This is a genomic window from Constrictibacter sp. MBR-5 (assembly GCF_040549485.1).
Classification (GTDB): Bacteria; Pseudomonadota; Alphaproteobacteria; order JAJUGE01; family JAJUGE01; genus Constrictibacter.
Map to the genome: position 1 here is coordinate 180,618 of NZ_JBEPTK010000002.1, position 13,019 is coordinate 193,636.

General features: G+C 70.0%; 14 protein-coding genes. 7 read left to right on the plus strand and 7 right to left on the minus strand.

The window, feature by feature from the left end; genetic code table 11:
• Positions 1-43 precede the first annotated feature (43 nt).
• The 3 genes from ABIE65_RS04810 to ABIE65_RS04820 are packed head-to-tail and all read left to right on the plus strand — an operon-like array spanning position 44 to position 3,465.
• Complete coding sequence (locus ABIE65_RS04810; RefSeq protein WP_354075956.1) at positions 44-310, plus strand: HPr-rel-A system PqqD family peptide chaperone; 267 nt, start codon at positions 44-46, stop codon at positions 308-310.
• Between the two features lie 4 nt (positions 311-314).
• Complete coding sequence (locus tag ABIE65_RS04815) at positions 315-2,207, plus strand: asparagine synthase-related protein (protein ID WP_354075957.1); 1,893 nt, start codon at positions 315-317, stop codon at positions 2,205-2,207.
• 49 nt (positions 2,208-2,256) lie between these two features.
• Entirely contained in the window at positions 2,257-3,465 is a 1,209-nt protein-coding gene (locus ABIE65_RS04820) for a sugar-transfer associated ATP-grasp domain-containing protein (RefSeq protein WP_354075958.1), read from the plus strand.
• Between the two features lie 48 nt (positions 3,466-3,513).
• On the opposite strand, the gene rutA is transcribed toward ABIE65_RS04820, so the two are convergent.
• The 4 genes from rutA to ABIE65_RS04840 all read right to left on the minus strand — a co-directional run bounded on the left by rutA (position 3,514) and on the right by ABIE65_RS04840 (position 6,467).
• Complete coding sequence (gene rutA / locus ABIE65_RS04825) at positions 3,514-4,599, minus strand: pyrimidine utilization protein A (protein ID WP_354075959.1); 1,086 nt, start codon at positions 4,597-4,599, stop codon at positions 3,514-3,516.
• 100 nt (positions 4,600-4,699) lie between these two features.
• Positions 4,700-5,257 (minus strand): phage tail protein, encoded by a 558-nt coding sequence (locus tag ABIE65_RS04830; RefSeq protein WP_354075960.1) that lies wholly within the window; start codon positions 5,255-5,257, stop codon positions 4,700-4,702.
• A 12-nt stretch (positions 5,258-5,269) separates the two neighbouring features.
• Positions 5,270-5,821, minus strand: coding sequence for a phage tail protein (locus ABIE65_RS04835; protein WP_354075961.1), 552 nt, complete (start codon positions 5,819-5,821; stop codon positions 5,270-5,272).
• Positions 5,822-5,909: 88 nt separating this feature from the next.
• The gene (locus tag ABIE65_RS04840; protein WP_354075962.1) at positions 5,910-6,467 is read right to left on the minus strand and encodes a phage tail protein; all 558 of its coding nucleotides are present in this window, start codon (positions 6,465-6,467) and stop codon (positions 5,910-5,912) included.
• A gap of 430 nt (positions 6,468-6,897) precedes the next feature.
• Between ABIE65_RS04840 and ABIE65_RS04845 the strand changes: the two genes are divergently transcribed.
• A complete protein-coding gene (locus tag ABIE65_RS04845; RefSeq protein WP_354075963.1) occupies positions 6,898-7,224 on the plus strand; it encodes a DUF6916 family protein in 327 nt (108 codons plus the stop codon).
• On the opposite strand, the gene ABIE65_RS04850 is transcribed toward ABIE65_RS04845, so the two are convergent.
• Positions 7,217-7,774 carry a GNAT family N-acetyltransferase gene (locus ABIE65_RS04850; protein WP_354075964.1) on the minus strand — a complete coding sequence of 186 codons (558 nt, stop codon included), beginning with the start codon at positions 7,772-7,774 and terminating at the stop codon, positions 7,217-7,219. The two genes, ABIE65_RS04845 and ABIE65_RS04850, sit on opposite strands and share 8 nt — an antisense overlap.
• 134 nt (positions 7,775-7,908) lie before the next feature.
• Here ABIE65_RS04850 and ABIE65_RS04855 point away from each other — a divergent pair, with 134 nt between their 5' ends.
• Positions 7,909-8,694: an enoyl-CoA hydratase/isomerase family protein gene (locus ABIE65_RS04855; protein ID WP_354075965.1), complete on the plus strand. Its 786-nt coding sequence runs from the start codon at positions 7,909-7,911 to the stop codon at positions 8,692-8,694.
• On the opposite strand, the gene ABIE65_RS04860 is transcribed toward ABIE65_RS04855, so the two are convergent.
• Both ABIE65_RS04860 and ABIE65_RS04865 read right to left on the minus strand, forming a co-directional pair.
• Complete coding sequence (locus ABIE65_RS04860; protein ID WP_354075966.1) at positions 8,691-9,188, minus strand: isoprenylcysteine carboxyl methyltransferase family protein; 498 nt, start codon at positions 9,186-9,188, stop codon at positions 8,691-8,693. The genes ABIE65_RS04855 and ABIE65_RS04860 overlap by 4 nt on opposite strands.
• A 2-nt stretch (positions 9,189-9,190) precedes the next feature.
• Positions 9,191-10,285: a type III polyketide synthase gene (locus tag ABIE65_RS04865; RefSeq protein ID WP_354075968.1), complete on the minus strand. Its 1,095-nt coding sequence runs from the start codon at positions 10,283-10,285 to the stop codon at positions 9,191-9,193.
• A gap of 99 nt (positions 10,286-10,384) precedes the next feature.
• On the opposite strand from ABIE65_RS04865, the gene ABIE65_RS04870 reads away from it, so the two are divergent.
• Positions 10,385-12,109: a glycoside hydrolase family 9 protein gene (locus tag ABIE65_RS04870; RefSeq protein ID WP_354075969.1), complete on the plus strand. Its 1,725-nt coding sequence runs from the start codon at positions 10,385-10,387 to the stop codon at positions 12,107-12,109.
• Between the two features lie 64 nt (positions 12,110-12,173).
• Positions 12,174-13,016, plus strand: coding sequence for a DUF502 domain-containing protein (locus ABIE65_RS04875; protein WP_354075970.1), 843 nt, complete (start codon positions 12,174-12,176; stop codon positions 13,014-13,016).
• The last annotated feature ends 3 nt before the right edge of the window (positions 13,017-13,019 follow it).

Below are 13,019 nucleotides of genomic sequence, written 5' to 3' on the forward strand. Positions count from 1 at the left end.
GGGGCCGAAAGAGGCTGCGGCAGGTTCCCGTCCAGGAGAAGAGATGCACCAGCTGCTGCGCCGGGCCGATGACGTCTTCGAGGCATCGGTCGATGACGTCACCTTGCTGCTGAACGCCGACACCGGGCGCTATCACAGCCTGAACCCCGTCGCGGCCCGGATCTGGGACCTGCTCGCCGAACCCGTCGACGAGGCGGGGATCGTCGCCGGGCTCCTGGCGGAATTCGACGTTGCGCCGGATGCCTGCCGACAGGCGGTGTCGACCTTTCTCACCGGCTTGCGCGAGCGTGGTCTCGTGACCGAAGCGTGATCCGATGCGCCTGATCTGCGGTCTGCTCCGCTTCGACGGCATCGCGGCGACCGAGACGGTCCTCGACGGCATGGCGGCTGCCATGATCGCGGGCGGGCTCTCCCCGACCGTCTCGAAGCGGCTGGAGGGACCTCTGGGGCTCGCCGTGCTGGACTTCGCGGGGGCCGGCGCGGGTCCAGTCGACCGGCAAGGCTGGGTCGTCGCCGCCGATGCGCGCCTGGACAGGTGCGCATCGAGCGCGGAAGCGGCCATGGTCGAGGCCCTCCAGCGGCACGGGCCAGATTTTCCGGATCACGTCGACGGCGATTTCGCCGTGGCGCTGTGGCGACGCGACACGGAAGAACTCTGGCTGGGCCGCGATTTCATCGGTGCCCGCCCGCTCGCCTGGACGTGGCGGCCGGGGCGATGGCTGGCCTTCGCCAGCCTGCCGAAGGGGCTGCACGGCAGCGGCCTGGCCTCTCCCGCCATCGATCCGGTCGCCCTCGGCGCCCACCTCTTCCAATCCTATTTCACCGGCGCGAACAGCGGGTTCGCCGAGATCTCGTATCTGCAGGCCGGGCACAGTCTGCACGTCAGCCTGCGAGACACGTCGTCGCCGCGACCGCACCGCGCCTACCGCCCCGATCCGTCCAGGGTCGGGCGCTGGCGCGGCACGCGCGAGCAGGCGGCGGCCACGCTGCGCGGCCTGGTGCAGGAGGCCGTGGCGGCCCGTCTGCCGGCGGAAGGACCCGTCGCCTGCGACCTCAGCGGGGGGCTAGACAGTTCCGCCGTCACCGTGCTGGCCGCCCGCGCGGCGCGCCGCCGCGGCGGGCGGGTGCTGGCACTCAGCAAGACGATGCCAACGGCGCTAGGGCCGGCCGAGTTGAACGAGCGTCCCCTGATCGCCGATGTGCTGGAGCAGGAGAAGGATGTGGCCCATCTCCTGGTCCATGACGTTCTGCCCATGCCGGGGCTGGCGGAGGATCCGGACTGGCCCGGAAGCATCATCGACGGTGCGGACGACCGGATGCTGGCCGGCGCCGCGGCCAACGGGGCGGATCGTGTGCTCAGCGGGGTCGGCGGGGACGAGGGGGCGACCTACAATGGCGCCAAGCTGTATGCGACGCTGTTGCGGAACGGGCGCCTGATCGCCCTGACGCGCGAACTCAAGGCGCGGGCGCGCACCGACGGGATGTCTCTGGCCCGCGCGATCCGCAGCCGATTGATCGGCCCGTTGCTGCCCTGGCCCCTGCGGCAGGCTCTTCGCCGGATTCCACGAATGGCCGACAAGCGGGACGGTGTCGCCGCCTACCTCAGCGCCGATATCGTGGATCGGGTGCTCGCGCGGCGCCTGCCGACCGTGCTGCAGACGAACACGCCCGCCGAGCGAACCCTGGCCTTCGCCGACCACCATATCCCGTCGCGCTGCACCTATTATTCCATCATGGCGGCCCGGCATGGGGTGGCAGTCAGCTTCCCCCTGCTGGATCGACGCGTCGTCGATTTCATCCTGTCGCTTCCCGTGCAGATGTTCCTGCACGACGGGCAGAGCCGGCAGCCCTTTCGAGCGGCCATGCACGGCATCCTCCCGGACTCCGTCAGGCTCGCGCGGCACAAGGTCGGGCTCTTCGACGACCGGTTCACGCGGTATGCCGAGTGCCGAGCCGAACTTCTGAAGAAGATCGCGGCGTTGCGTGCCACGCCCTCGCCCGTCGCGACGGAAATGTTCGACCTCGGCGCGATTCAGGCGGGGTTGGAGAAGCTGCCCGGACCGGAGCGGGCGCATCTCTTCGTCCGCGCCAGCCCCAGCACGCTCGCCGGGGGCATGCCGGTCTGGTCGCCCCTCATGGCGGTGCTGTTCCTGAGAGCGGCATGGCGGCTTTCCACCGTGCCGCCAGGGGAAGGGGCGCGAGGTTGACGGCAGTGCGGTCTCCGCGCGGGCGGCCGGTTTCGCGCCGGACGGGCGGATGCTGACGCGGCTCTGGCGGCGCCTTCCCTGGGACGGTCTCGGATGGTCGGACGGGCCGGACCCCGTGTTCGCGGAACTGCGGCAGTGGGCCGCCTCGGAGTGGCGGCATACGGTTCCTCGGCCCCTGCGTGGGCTGGTCGGGCCGGCAGTGCGTGTGGTCTGGCCGGTGGCGGCCCTGGTGCGGAGCCGGGCCTTCGCCGCACGCCTGGGCCTGGATCGCGCGGCGGGACGGCGGCTGTTCCGGGACTGCCTGCTGTCCGGCGGCGATCCGCTCGACGTTCACGTCTGGCGGACCCTGCATGGCGGGCGTCACCCGCTGCCGTCGCGCTCCGCCAGCCTCCTGCTCAGGCGACTGGGCGATCCGGCGGGACATGCGCTGCTGGCCGACAAGCTGGCGGCCGCCGAGCGGCTGGCGCCGGCCGGGGTCGTCTTTCCGTCGCTGCACGGCGTGTACCGCCGGGGTGAGCCGGTCGACCTGTCTGCGGCATCGGCCGCCGGGGGCGACCTGTTCGTGAAGCCGCGCAAGGGGCGGGGTGGCCATGGAGCCTTCGCCCTCAACTGCGCCGGCGGCGTCTGGCGGGTCGGTGGCCGGTCGGTCGATCCGTCGATGCTGTGCCGTCGCCTGGAACGGCTGTCGCGCGGCGACGACCTGCTTTTGCAGGAATGGCAGCATGCGCGATCGGACATGACGGATCTGGTCGCGGACGGTCGCGCGCCCGTCCTGCGCCTGGCGACGGCCCGCCGGCCCGGGCAACCGCCGTTCCTGCACGCGGCCCTGTTGACCATCGCCGTCCCCGGGCGGGATCCGCGCCATTTCCTCAAAGGCGCCGTCCATGTGCCGGTCGATCCGGACGGCGCGCGGCTCGGGCGCGGCCTGTCTCTCGGGGCGCCGAAGGACAGGTTGGCGAGCCTGAAGTGGAACCGCGCACCGCTCGCCGGACGCCCCGTGCCGGACTTCGAGGCGGCTGCCGCCATGGCGTTGCGTGCGATGGCGGCCCTGCCGTCGCTGCCGCTGGTTCATTGGGACGTCATCCTGACCGACGCCGGTCCGGTCGTGCTGGAGGGCAACAGCGGCGGCAACTGGATCATCGCCAGTCTGCCCGGCCTGGACGGGCTCGATGCATGCCCGCTTCACACGTTGCTGGCCGCGTGGTTGCCCCCCACCAAAGGCGCCGGCCGGATCGGGCGGCACACTGTCGGGCGGTAGCTCCGAACGACGTCCGGTCGCCGGTGAAGTCGGCCGTCGGACCTCGGGTCAGGCCGCCGCGAGGGTGTCGCGGCCCTGGCGGCACTTCATCAGCGGCTGGATGCGGCGGCCGAACTGCTCCATGCCGATCACGAAGTCGTCGAAGGTCAGCATGACGCCGCGCACGCCCGGGACGGCCGCCACCTCGTCCAGCATCGCCGCCACCTTGGCGTAGGAGCCGACGAGGACCGCCTGATTCGTGGGCGATCCGGGGCCCTGGAGCTTGTGGCGGTTGGGCGTGGCGTAGGGGTCGGGGTTGGGATCGGCGCCGGCCTGGGCGTCGCGCCAGGCGAGCGCCTCGTGGTCGGCGCCGGCGCGGTAGTGCTCCCACTTGGCCATAGCGGCGTCGTCCGTCTCGTCGGCGACGACCATCATGAGGACGAGCGCGCCGACGTCGCGTCCGGTGCGCTCGGTCTCGGCGACGAGGCGGGTGACGCTGGGCGCGAAGCGCGTCGGCTGGTTCACGCCGGAACTGGTGCAGAAATTATAGTCGCCGTATTCGGCGGCGAACTTCGTGCCCTTGTCGCTCTGTGCGGCGCAGATGATCTCGATCGGGGCGGAGGGCTGCGGCAGCATGCGGCAGTCGTCCATCTGGAAGAAGCGGCCTTTGAAGTCGGACCGGCCGGTCTCCCACAGCTCGCGCATGATCTTCACGTATTCGCCGCAATATTCGTAGCGGTGCTCGTAGAATTCCTGGCCCGGCCAGATGCCCATCTGGTCGTACTCGGCCTTCTGCCAGCCGGAGACGATGTTGAGGCCGAAGCGACCGTGCGAGATGGAGTCGATGGTGGAGACCATGCGCGCGGCGAAGGGCGGCGGCATGGTCAGCACGGCGACCGAGGCGAACAGCTTGATGCGCTTGGTGACGGCGGCGAGGCCGGCCATCAGCGTGAAGGATTCCAGATTGTAGTCCCAGAACTGCGACGGGCCGCCGAAGCCGCGCAGCTTGATCATCGACAGTGCGAAATCGAAGCCGAACGCTTCGGCCTTTTCCACGACCGTGCGGTTGAGGTCGAAGGACGGCCGGTACTGCGGCGAGGTGGTGGAGATCAGCCAGCCGTTGCTGCCGATCGGAATGAAGACGCCGACGTCCATGGGATGAGGCCTCGCGGGTGCGGAACTGCGTGGCCGTATCGCAGCAATCGGCGTGCCAGGGCCGCCGGGAGACCTCTTTTGATGGTTCGGGCGGTCGCCGTCAGGGCCGGACCGGGAACACCTCGCCATAGACACAGATGCAGAAGTTCAGCGTGAGCGCAGGCTGCCGGTTCTCGTGGGCTTGGTTGCCGCCGGTCTGGGTGAGGCTGCGCAAGTCCATCATCACTACCGGCGAGGGAGACGGCAGCGGGTTCGGGTACGGCTGATAGGGGGTGGCGCCCAGCGCCCGACCCAGCATGGCGTCGCTCGACGGCGTCAGTGTCGCATCGGTCACGACCGTCTCGTTGAGCGCCTGTGCCGTGTGCGTGTGCGGCGGGATCTGGGAAATCGACAGCGTCACGGTTTCGCTGCCGAGTTGCTGCGCGACGGTACGGGGCGTGAGACCCGGCCCGGTGCCGGATCCGACCGCGACCTGTCCCTGCAGGTTCGGCAGGTTGAACCTGTATTGAGCGATGTTACCGCCGTACATGGTGCCGATAACGGCGAACAAGGCCTGATTCTGCTGTACGGATACTTCCTGGCCGTTGCAGTAGGCCCAGTTGACGGGCGCGAAGGGGAAGGCGAACGCGCGGATCTCACCGTAGAACGGATCGGCCATGATCGCTTCTCCTCAGGGACGGGTCGGGTAGTTGCCCTTGAGGGCGATGATGAAGCTGATCACCAGCCCCGGCATGACGTTGGCGTGCGCCCCGCCGAGACCGGTCGATCCTATGGCCTGAGACGCCATGGGGCCGACATTGCTCGGTGTGGGGGCCGTGGTCCTGTAGATGCCCGCGAAGGTGGGCGCCGCGGCGCTCGGAACGTTCGTCGCGAGCATGGTTGCGGCAGGCGCTTCGGTCGTCGACGGCTGCGGATACGTCTCCCAGCCGTGGCTGTGCGGCGGAATGGTCTCCTGCGTCAGCGTCGCGGTTTCGGTGCCGAAGGTCTGCCCGAGGGGATGCACGAACGGCATGCCCAGCCCCTGTCCGGCGTGTACCGCCAGTCGGCCGCGCAGGTCCGGCAACGCGAAGTTCGTGATTCCGTCACCGCCGTATTTGACGCCGAGTATCGAATATAGCGCCTCGTTACCCGGGATCGGCAGGAGCGTGCCGTCGCAGATCGCCCAGTCCTCCGGCGCATAGTTGCCGGCGAACATCCTGATCTCGCCCAGAAATCCGTCCATCGTGGCTCACCCTGTCGACAATTTCGCTTTCGCCCGGCGCGGCATCTTCGGGTGGCGGCGGTCCACCCGGCGATGAGACGCGCGCCGTTCAGTCCCGCGGCGGCCAGAGCCCGGTGGTGGCGATGCAGTAGTAGACCGCGAGGCTGGGCTGCTCGTTCGGATGAGCCTGACCGCCACCGGTCGCCGCCACCGCTTCCGGGCGGAGCGGAGTGAGGGTCGTGGTCGGCGGCGGGGCGGCATAGATCTCCGGCCCGTCCGGCTGCACCTTGCTGCCGCCGCTGTCGGCGAGCATCCCGCTGATCCCGGTGGTCGTCGTCGGGACCGTGAGCGTGCCCTCGGTGCTCAGGGCGAGCATCGTATGGGTGTGCTGCGGCAGCTGGGCCGGCGTCAGCGTGACCGTCTGGCTGCCCACGGCGTTGCCCATGGCGTAGCTGTAGCCGTTGTGCTGGCCCTGTCCCATCGGGGACCGGCCGCGCAGATCGGGCAGCTTGAACGTGGTCGGCCAGTTTCCGCCATAGGTGTTGCCGAGCAGCGCCGCCAGCGCCTGGTTTTGGCTGACCTGCAGTTCCTGACCCTCGCAGGGTGCCCAGCCGCTCGGCGCGAAGCCGAACGGGAAGATGCGGATCTCACCAATGAAGGGGTCCATCGTGCGTCATCCTCGCGGGGATCGGACGTTGCGGGCAAAGGGTCGAGCGCAGCCTCAAAGGCGCCCGCTGTCTGGGACTCACCCAGACTGCCGGGGCTGGGCGGTGGTCGACCCGGAACCCTCAAGAACCATCGAGACCGTCGCTTGTGTAGGAATCAGAGCCTAGCGTCACGCCTCCGACCTCTACGATCGTGAGGCTGGGGGTGCGCCAAGTCTTGCGCGCGCTGGCCTTCCCGGAGGCGTCGGGTACAGAGGCGGGGAGATCGAAAAGGCGGTCTTCCATCATTACCCTCATACGTTCGCATCGTCTGCCCGCTGAACGCGCAACGGGGCTGCCGACGCGCTGCTTCTTATGGTGTCGTCTGTCTACCGTTCTACACCTAAAGATGCTAGTCGAACGGCTATCCATTAGGCAACGGGGAATACAGGCATGAAGGGAGTTCCCCTCAGGTCCCTCGCGGATCTCACCGCCGGTGATTTCGAAGCCGTGGTCGGCAGCCCCTTCGACGTGCCTTCGGGCGAGGAGGGGGCTCCGGTCGAACGGCTGACCCTGCGCAAGGTCAGCCGGAAGCCCGCTCTGACGGGATTTGAGGGCGAACGGTTTAGCCTGTTTCTGGACGGCAGCCGCACGGACATTGCCATCGACGGCCAGGAGGTCCTGCTGTCTCACGAGACGATGGGCCAGATGCGCCTGTTCATGGGGCCGCTCGGCAGGAACCCGGACGGTACCGTCCGCTACCAGATCGTCTTCAGCTGAGGGCGTCGGATGCGGCATCGGCGTCGCCGCCGAAGTCGCCCCAGGTCATGTACCGGTAGGGCCCCTCCGGCCGGCGGTCGCGGAAGCCGAGCCGCAGGTAGAGCCGGCGTGCCGGGTTGTCGCTCTCGACATGCAGCCCGACGAAGCGGCCGGTGCGGGCGGCTTCGTCGAGCAGGGCGCGGACGATCGCCGACCCGATGCCCTGGCCGGTCAGCGTCGGGACCAGGATGATGTCCACCAGCCGGATCTCGCGCACCCCGCCCCGGTCGATGTAGAGCCGGCCGACGGGAGCCCCGTCCCGGGTGATGATCAGGAAGGCGGCGGCAGCGGTGTAGTGGTTGGTGTAGTGGTGGTCCTGCAGGTGGAACTGATCGGCGAGGAAGGCGCGCCGCGTCGCCTCGGGCCAGCCCGCCGCCTCCAGTTCCGCCCAGCGGAACGAGATGTAGAGCTCACGCAGGAAGTCGGTGTCCTCGGGTCCGCGCGGACGGACGGCGAAGCCGCGGGCGACGAGGTTCCGCGGCATCGCGAAGCCGACGTCTGTCTCGGTCATGGTTTCGGACACGGCGGCATGACACCGGCATGATGCAGCGTCTGCGACGGCGGTGCCAGCTGCAAAGGCGCCCGCCGCTCCATGACAGACCGCGACCGAACCGCTAGGCTCCGCCCGAAGCAACGGAGGACGAGATGGAAGCGGCTGCGGAAGGTACGGGACCGATCTGTGCGATCGACGGCGGGCGGGCGACGATCCGGCTGAACCGGCCGCGCCAGCACAACCGGATCGAGCCGGCGGACCTGCTGGCGATCCACGATTTCCTGGCGACGGTCGAGGAGGACCCCGCGGTGCGCGTGCTGGTGTTCACCGGCACGGGCAAGACCTTCAGTTCCGGCTATCACCTGGGCGCCCTGTCGGATCGGCAGAAGACCGAGACCGACGACGGCGACAGCCTGTTCTCGCGGGTCGTCGACCAGCTGGAGGCGCTGCGCGTGCCGACCATCGCGGCGCTGAACGGCGGCGTCTACGGCGGGTCGACCGACATGGCGCTGGCCTGCGACTTCCGCATCGGCACGACCGGCATGCGCATGTTCATGCCGGCGGCGCGCCTGGGGCTGCACTATTACGAGAGCGGCCTGCGACGCTATGCGACGCGGCTCGGCCTGTCGACGGCCAAGCGGCTGTTCCTGACGGCGCAGCCGGTCGAGGCGGACGAACTGCTGAAGATCGGCTTCGTCGACGAACTGGTGGCGCCGGAAGAGCTGGCGGCGCGGGTGGATGCGCTGGCCGGCATTCTCGCGGCGAATGCGCCCCTGGCGGTGCAGGGGATGAAGCGGGCGCTGAACGCCATCGCGGCGGGCACGGCCGATTCGGCGACGATCAACGAGAGCCGCAAGGCCTGCGCCGAGTCCGACGACATCAAGGAAGGCCTCGCCTCCTGGGCGGAGAAGCGGACGCCGGTGTTCCAGGGGCGCTAGGGCGGGGTGCCCGCCCCGCTCCACGCCGCCTCCTCGGCGCGGATTCGCCAGAGGGTCAGCGGCAGGTTGAGGAGGGTGAAGACCAGCGCGACCGGCCAGGCGCCGAAGATCAGCGGGACGACGGCGATCTCGGCGGCGACGACCGCGTAGTTCGGGTGGCGCAGGAAGCGGTAGGGGCCGCGGCGGACCGGCGCCTCGCCCGGCACGACGAGGATGCGGGTGGTCCAGCGGCGGCCGAGCGCCAGCATCACCCAGGCGCGGAAGGCGAGAATGAGGACGTAGAGCCCGAGGAACGCACCGTTTACCTCGGCGCCCGCCGCGATCCAGGCGGCTATCGCGGCCAGCCAGCCGCCGTGCACGACGAAGAACAGCGGATAGTGGCCGGCGGCGACCTCGCGGCCTCCCTGTTCGAGGAGGCGGGTCGCGTTTCGGCGGGCGATTACCAGCTCCGATAGGCGCTGGGCCACGACGAAGCCGAGGACGAGCCAAGCCACGGTCAGCAGTCCAGCAGGACGAAGCCGGCGGTGAAACCGGGCCCGAGCGCGGTCGCGAGATGGCGTCCGCGCAGCCCGCGGCGCAGCTTTCGCGCCAGGACATGGAGGATGGTGACCGACGACATGTTGCCGTGGTCGCGCAGGACGGCGCGTTCCTCCGCCAGGGTGCCGGGCGCGAGGTCGAAGGCGCGCTCCAGCGCTGCCACCACCTTGGTGCCGCCGGGGTGGCAGACGAGGCCGTCGAGGTCGGCGCCGCGCAGGCCGCTGCGGGCGAGGAAGGCGTCGGCGACCGGGCGCAGGTCGCGCTCGACCAGCGTCGGAATATCGCGCGAGAAGATCACGCCGAGCCCGTCGTCGGCGACGTCCCAGCCCATCACGTCCAGGGAGGCCGGCCAGGTATGCTCGCCGCTGGCCGCGATCGCCGGCCCGTCGCCGCCGGCGTCCAGCAGGACTGCCGCCGCACCGTCGCCGAAGAGCGCGGTCGCGATGACGTTGCTCTTCGAGGCGTCGTCCGGCCGGAAGGTGAGGGTGCAGAGTTCGACCGCGAGGAACAGCACCTTGCCGCCGGGCAGGGCGCGGGTGAGGTCGGCGGCGCGGGCGAGGCCGAGGACGCCGCCGGCGCAGCCGAGGCCGAAGATCGGCAGGCGCACCACGTCGCGGCGCAGCCCTAGCCGGTCGAGCAGGCGGGCGTCCAGGCTGGGGGTGGCGATACCCGTGGTGCAGACGGTGACGACGGCGTCGACCTCCTCGGGCAGCACGTAGGCCTCGGCGAGACAGCGCCGGGCGGCCTCCTCGAGCAGGGCGAGGGCGCTGTCGACGAAGAGAGCCGACCGTTCGGCCCAGCCGTGCGGCGTGTCGTGCCAGTCCAGCGGCACGCAGCTGTAGCGCGTGTCGATGCCGGCGTTCACATAGGCCGGCCTGTAGCGGTCGAACTCCGGCAGCCGCCCGCCGAACATCCCGGCCGCCATGGCCGCCACGTCCTCCTGGCGGATCATGTGGCGCGGCGATGCGGTCGCCATCGCGGCGATGCGGGCCGGAGGTGCGCCGGTCTTGCCAACCGGCCTGCCGTCCACGACTTGTTCAGCACTGGTCTGCATGCTCTCCGCCATGATCGGAACTGCGACGGAATGGAACGGGACATCCGCCGTGATGGGCGCTCTATGTTGCGCTGCGCCGGTGCCGGGGCGAGCGGCGTGATGACGCGCCGCGGTTTCGCACGCACCGCAGGCCTGCTCGCGGCCGGGGCGACCCTGCTGCCCGGGCTCGGGGGCGGATTCGGACGCGCCGCGGCCGCGGTTCGACCGATGATCGCCGTCAATCAGGCCGGCTATCTGCCGAGGCATCCGAAACAGGCCTTCCTTGCGGGTCCGGCCGCAGCCGGTGACGTATCGGTCGTCGAAGAAGCGAGCGGCAGGACCGTCGCTTCCGTACCGGTCGGGGGGTCGCGCCGCGACCCCGATACCGGGCTTCAGGTGGCGACGGTGGATTTCAGTGCGGTCCGTCGCCCAGGTCGATATTGGCTGCAAGCGGACGGCGTCCAGTCGCATGGGTTCGTCGTCGACGACTTGGCCTTCGACCTCGCCTTTGTGGCTATGCTCCGGACCTATTGGCTGCAGCGCTGCGGGACGGCGGTGCGCGACCCGGCGACGGGCGTCGCGCATGCCGCCTGCCACCAGGACGACGGCGTGATCCTGCACGGCGACCGCTTCAATCCCGCCGGCACGCGGATCGATGCGCGCGGCGGCTGGCACGACGCCGGCGACTTTGGGAAGTACGTGGCGACTGCGACGACGACGATCGGCCGGCTGCTGTCGCTCTACGAGATGCAGCCCGCCCTCTTCGGCGACGGGCAGCTGTCGATCCCGGAAAGCGGCAACGGAGCCGTCGACCTGCTGGACGAGATGGCGTGGGGCCTCGACTGGCTGCTGCGGATGCAGCGGGCCGACGGTGCGGTGTATCGCAAGCTGTCCGGCGCGCAGTGGCCGGGCGACGTCCTGCCCGAATCCGACCGGCAGACCCGCTACGTCTACGGGGTCGCGTCGCCCGAGACGGCCAAGTTCGCGGCGGTGATGGCGATGGCGGCGCGGATCTGGGGACCGGCCGGCGCGGTCTACCTGGATGCGGCGCGGCGGGCCTGGGCGTGGCTCGAGACGGTGCCGGAGCAGCAGGTCGACTGGCGCGCCGGCGACGACGCCGGGTCGGGCATGTATCTCTACAATCCGCCGCTCGACGGTGAGGAGACGCTGCGCCACGACCGCGACGACCGGACCTGGGCGGCGGCCGAGCTATACGTCACAACCGGGGAGGCGCCGTTCCAGCGCGCGTTCGCGGCACTCATGCCCCGCACGGACTTCACCCTGTTCGAGTGGAAGGACCCGTCGTCGCTCGGCCTGACCAGCTACCTGTTCGCGCCGCGGCTCGACGACCGGGCGGGACTGCGCCCGGCGATCCGCCAAAAGCTGCTGGCGCGGGCCGACCAGCTGCTGCGCCGCGCCGCGTCGGCACCCTGGGGGCTCGCCATCGAGCGGCTGAAATGGGGCTCCAACAAGATGGTGGCGGAGGAGGGGATCGCACTCGTCCTGGCGCATCGTCTGACCGGCCGGGCCGACTATCTGGCGGCGGCGGTCGGACAGCTCGACTATCTGCTCGGCCGCAACCCGTTCGAGCGCAGCTTCGTCACCGGTGTCGGCGCCGATCCGGTGCGCCACATCCATCACCGGGTGCTGCAGGCACAGGGCATCTACGTGCCGGGCTATCTCGCCGGGGGGCCGTTTCCCGGCGCGACGGACCCCGTGGCGCCCAAGGGGCGGGGCCTGCTGAGCTGGGTCGACGACGCGCGGTCCTATGCCACGAACGAGAACGCCATCGACTACAATGCCTCGATGATCGGGCTCGTCGGTCTTCTCATGTCGACGCCCTGAGCATCTGCATGGGCGGCAGTTCACGCGGATCGGTTTCACCCATGGGCGGCAGGTTGGGCACGGGATGAGCGACAGCAGCGACGGTGAGGCGGCGGTGCCGAGGCCCAGGCGGGAGTCGCGCATCGGCCGCCGGATACGCGCGATCCGCAATATCTTCCGGGCGCGGCTGCGCGCCTATTTCTTCACCGGCGTCCTGGTCACGGCGCCGGCGGCGATCACGATCTGGCTCGCCTGGGAGGTGATCGGCTTCTTCGACAATCAGGTCCGCGGTCTGATCCCGCCGCATTACGACATCGCCGACTGGGTACCGTTCCGCGTGCCGGGCTTCGGCCTGCTGCTCTTCATCCTCGCGATGATGCTGATCGGCGCCTTCACCGCGAACCTCGCCGGCCGCTACATCGTGTCGCTGGGCGAGCGCATCCTGGCGGCGATGCCGGTGGTGCGCAGCGTCTATGGCGCGATGAAGCAGATCTTCGAGACGGTGCTGGCACAGAAGTCGGACGCGTTCCGCCAGGTCGTCCTGATCGAGTATCCGCGTCGCGGCATGTGGGCGCTGGGCTTCGTCAGCGGCGTCACCGAGGGCGAGATCCAGAATCTGACCGAGGACGAGGTGCTGAACGTCTTCCTGCCGACGACGCCGAACCCGACGTCCGGCTACCTGCTGTTCGTGCCGCGCCGCGACGTGATCGTGCTGGGCATGACGGTCGAGGAGGGGATCAAGATGGTCGTCTCCGGCGGCATCGTGACGCCGCCCGACCGCCGGCCGAAGGATGTCCAGGCGATCCCGCTGACCGGCAGCCGGGACACGCTGGAGCGGAGCCTGGAGGACGAGCAGGCGGCGCGCCATCGCCGGGAGCAGACGGAGCGGATGCTGGAAGAGGATCGGGCGGACAGCGAGGTTCGGTAGGGC

Coding starts and splice junctions, on each gene's coding strand:
- ABIE65_RS04875 (WP_354075970.1), top strand. CDS start 12,174: ATGAGCGACAGCAGCGACGGTGAGGCGGCGGTGCCGAGGCCCAGGCGG.
- ABIE65_RS04845 (WP_354075963.1), top strand. CDS start 6,898: ATGAAGGGAGTTCCCCTCAGGTCCCTCGCGGATCTCACCGCCGGTGAT.
- ABIE65_RS04810 (WP_354075956.1), top strand. CDS start 44: ATGCACCAGCTGCTGCGCCGGGCCGATGACGTCTTCGAGGCATCGGTC.
- ABIE65_RS04850 (WP_354075964.1), bottom strand. CDS start 7,774: ATGACCGAGACAGACGTCGGCTTCGCGATGCCGCGGAACCTCGTCGCC.
- ABIE65_RS04830 (WP_354075960.1), bottom strand. CDS start 5,257: ATGGCCGATCCGTTCTACGGTGAGATCCGCGCGTTCGCCTTCCCCTTC.
- rutA (WP_354075959.1), bottom strand. CDS start 4,599: ATGGACGTCGGCGTCTTCATTCCGATCGGCAGCAACGGCTGGCTGATC.
- ABIE65_RS04835 (WP_354075961.1), bottom strand. CDS start 5,821: ATGGACGGATTTCTGGGCGAGATCAGGATGTTCGCCGGCAACTATGCG.
- ABIE65_RS04840 (WP_354075962.1), bottom strand. CDS start 6,467: ATGGACCCCTTCATTGGTGAGATCCGCATCTTCCCGTTCGGCTTCGCG.
- ABIE65_RS04820 (WP_354075958.1), top strand. CDS start 2,257: ATGCTGACGCGGCTCTGGCGGCGCCTTCCCTGGGACGGTCTCGGATGG.
- ABIE65_RS04815 (WP_354075957.1), top strand. CDS start 315: ATGCGCCTGATCTGCGGTCTGCTCCGCTTCGACGGCATCGCGGCGACC.
- ABIE65_RS04855 (WP_354075965.1), top strand. CDS start 7,909: ATGGAAGCGGCTGCGGAAGGTACGGGACCGATCTGTGCGATCGACGGC.
- ABIE65_RS04865 (WP_354075968.1), bottom strand. CDS start 10,285: ATGCAGACCAGTGCTGAACAAGTCGTGGACGGCAGGCCGGTTGGCAAG.
- ABIE65_RS04870 (WP_354075969.1), top strand. CDS start 10,385: ATGACGCGCCGCGGTTTCGCACGCACCGCAGGCCTGCTCGCGGCCGGG.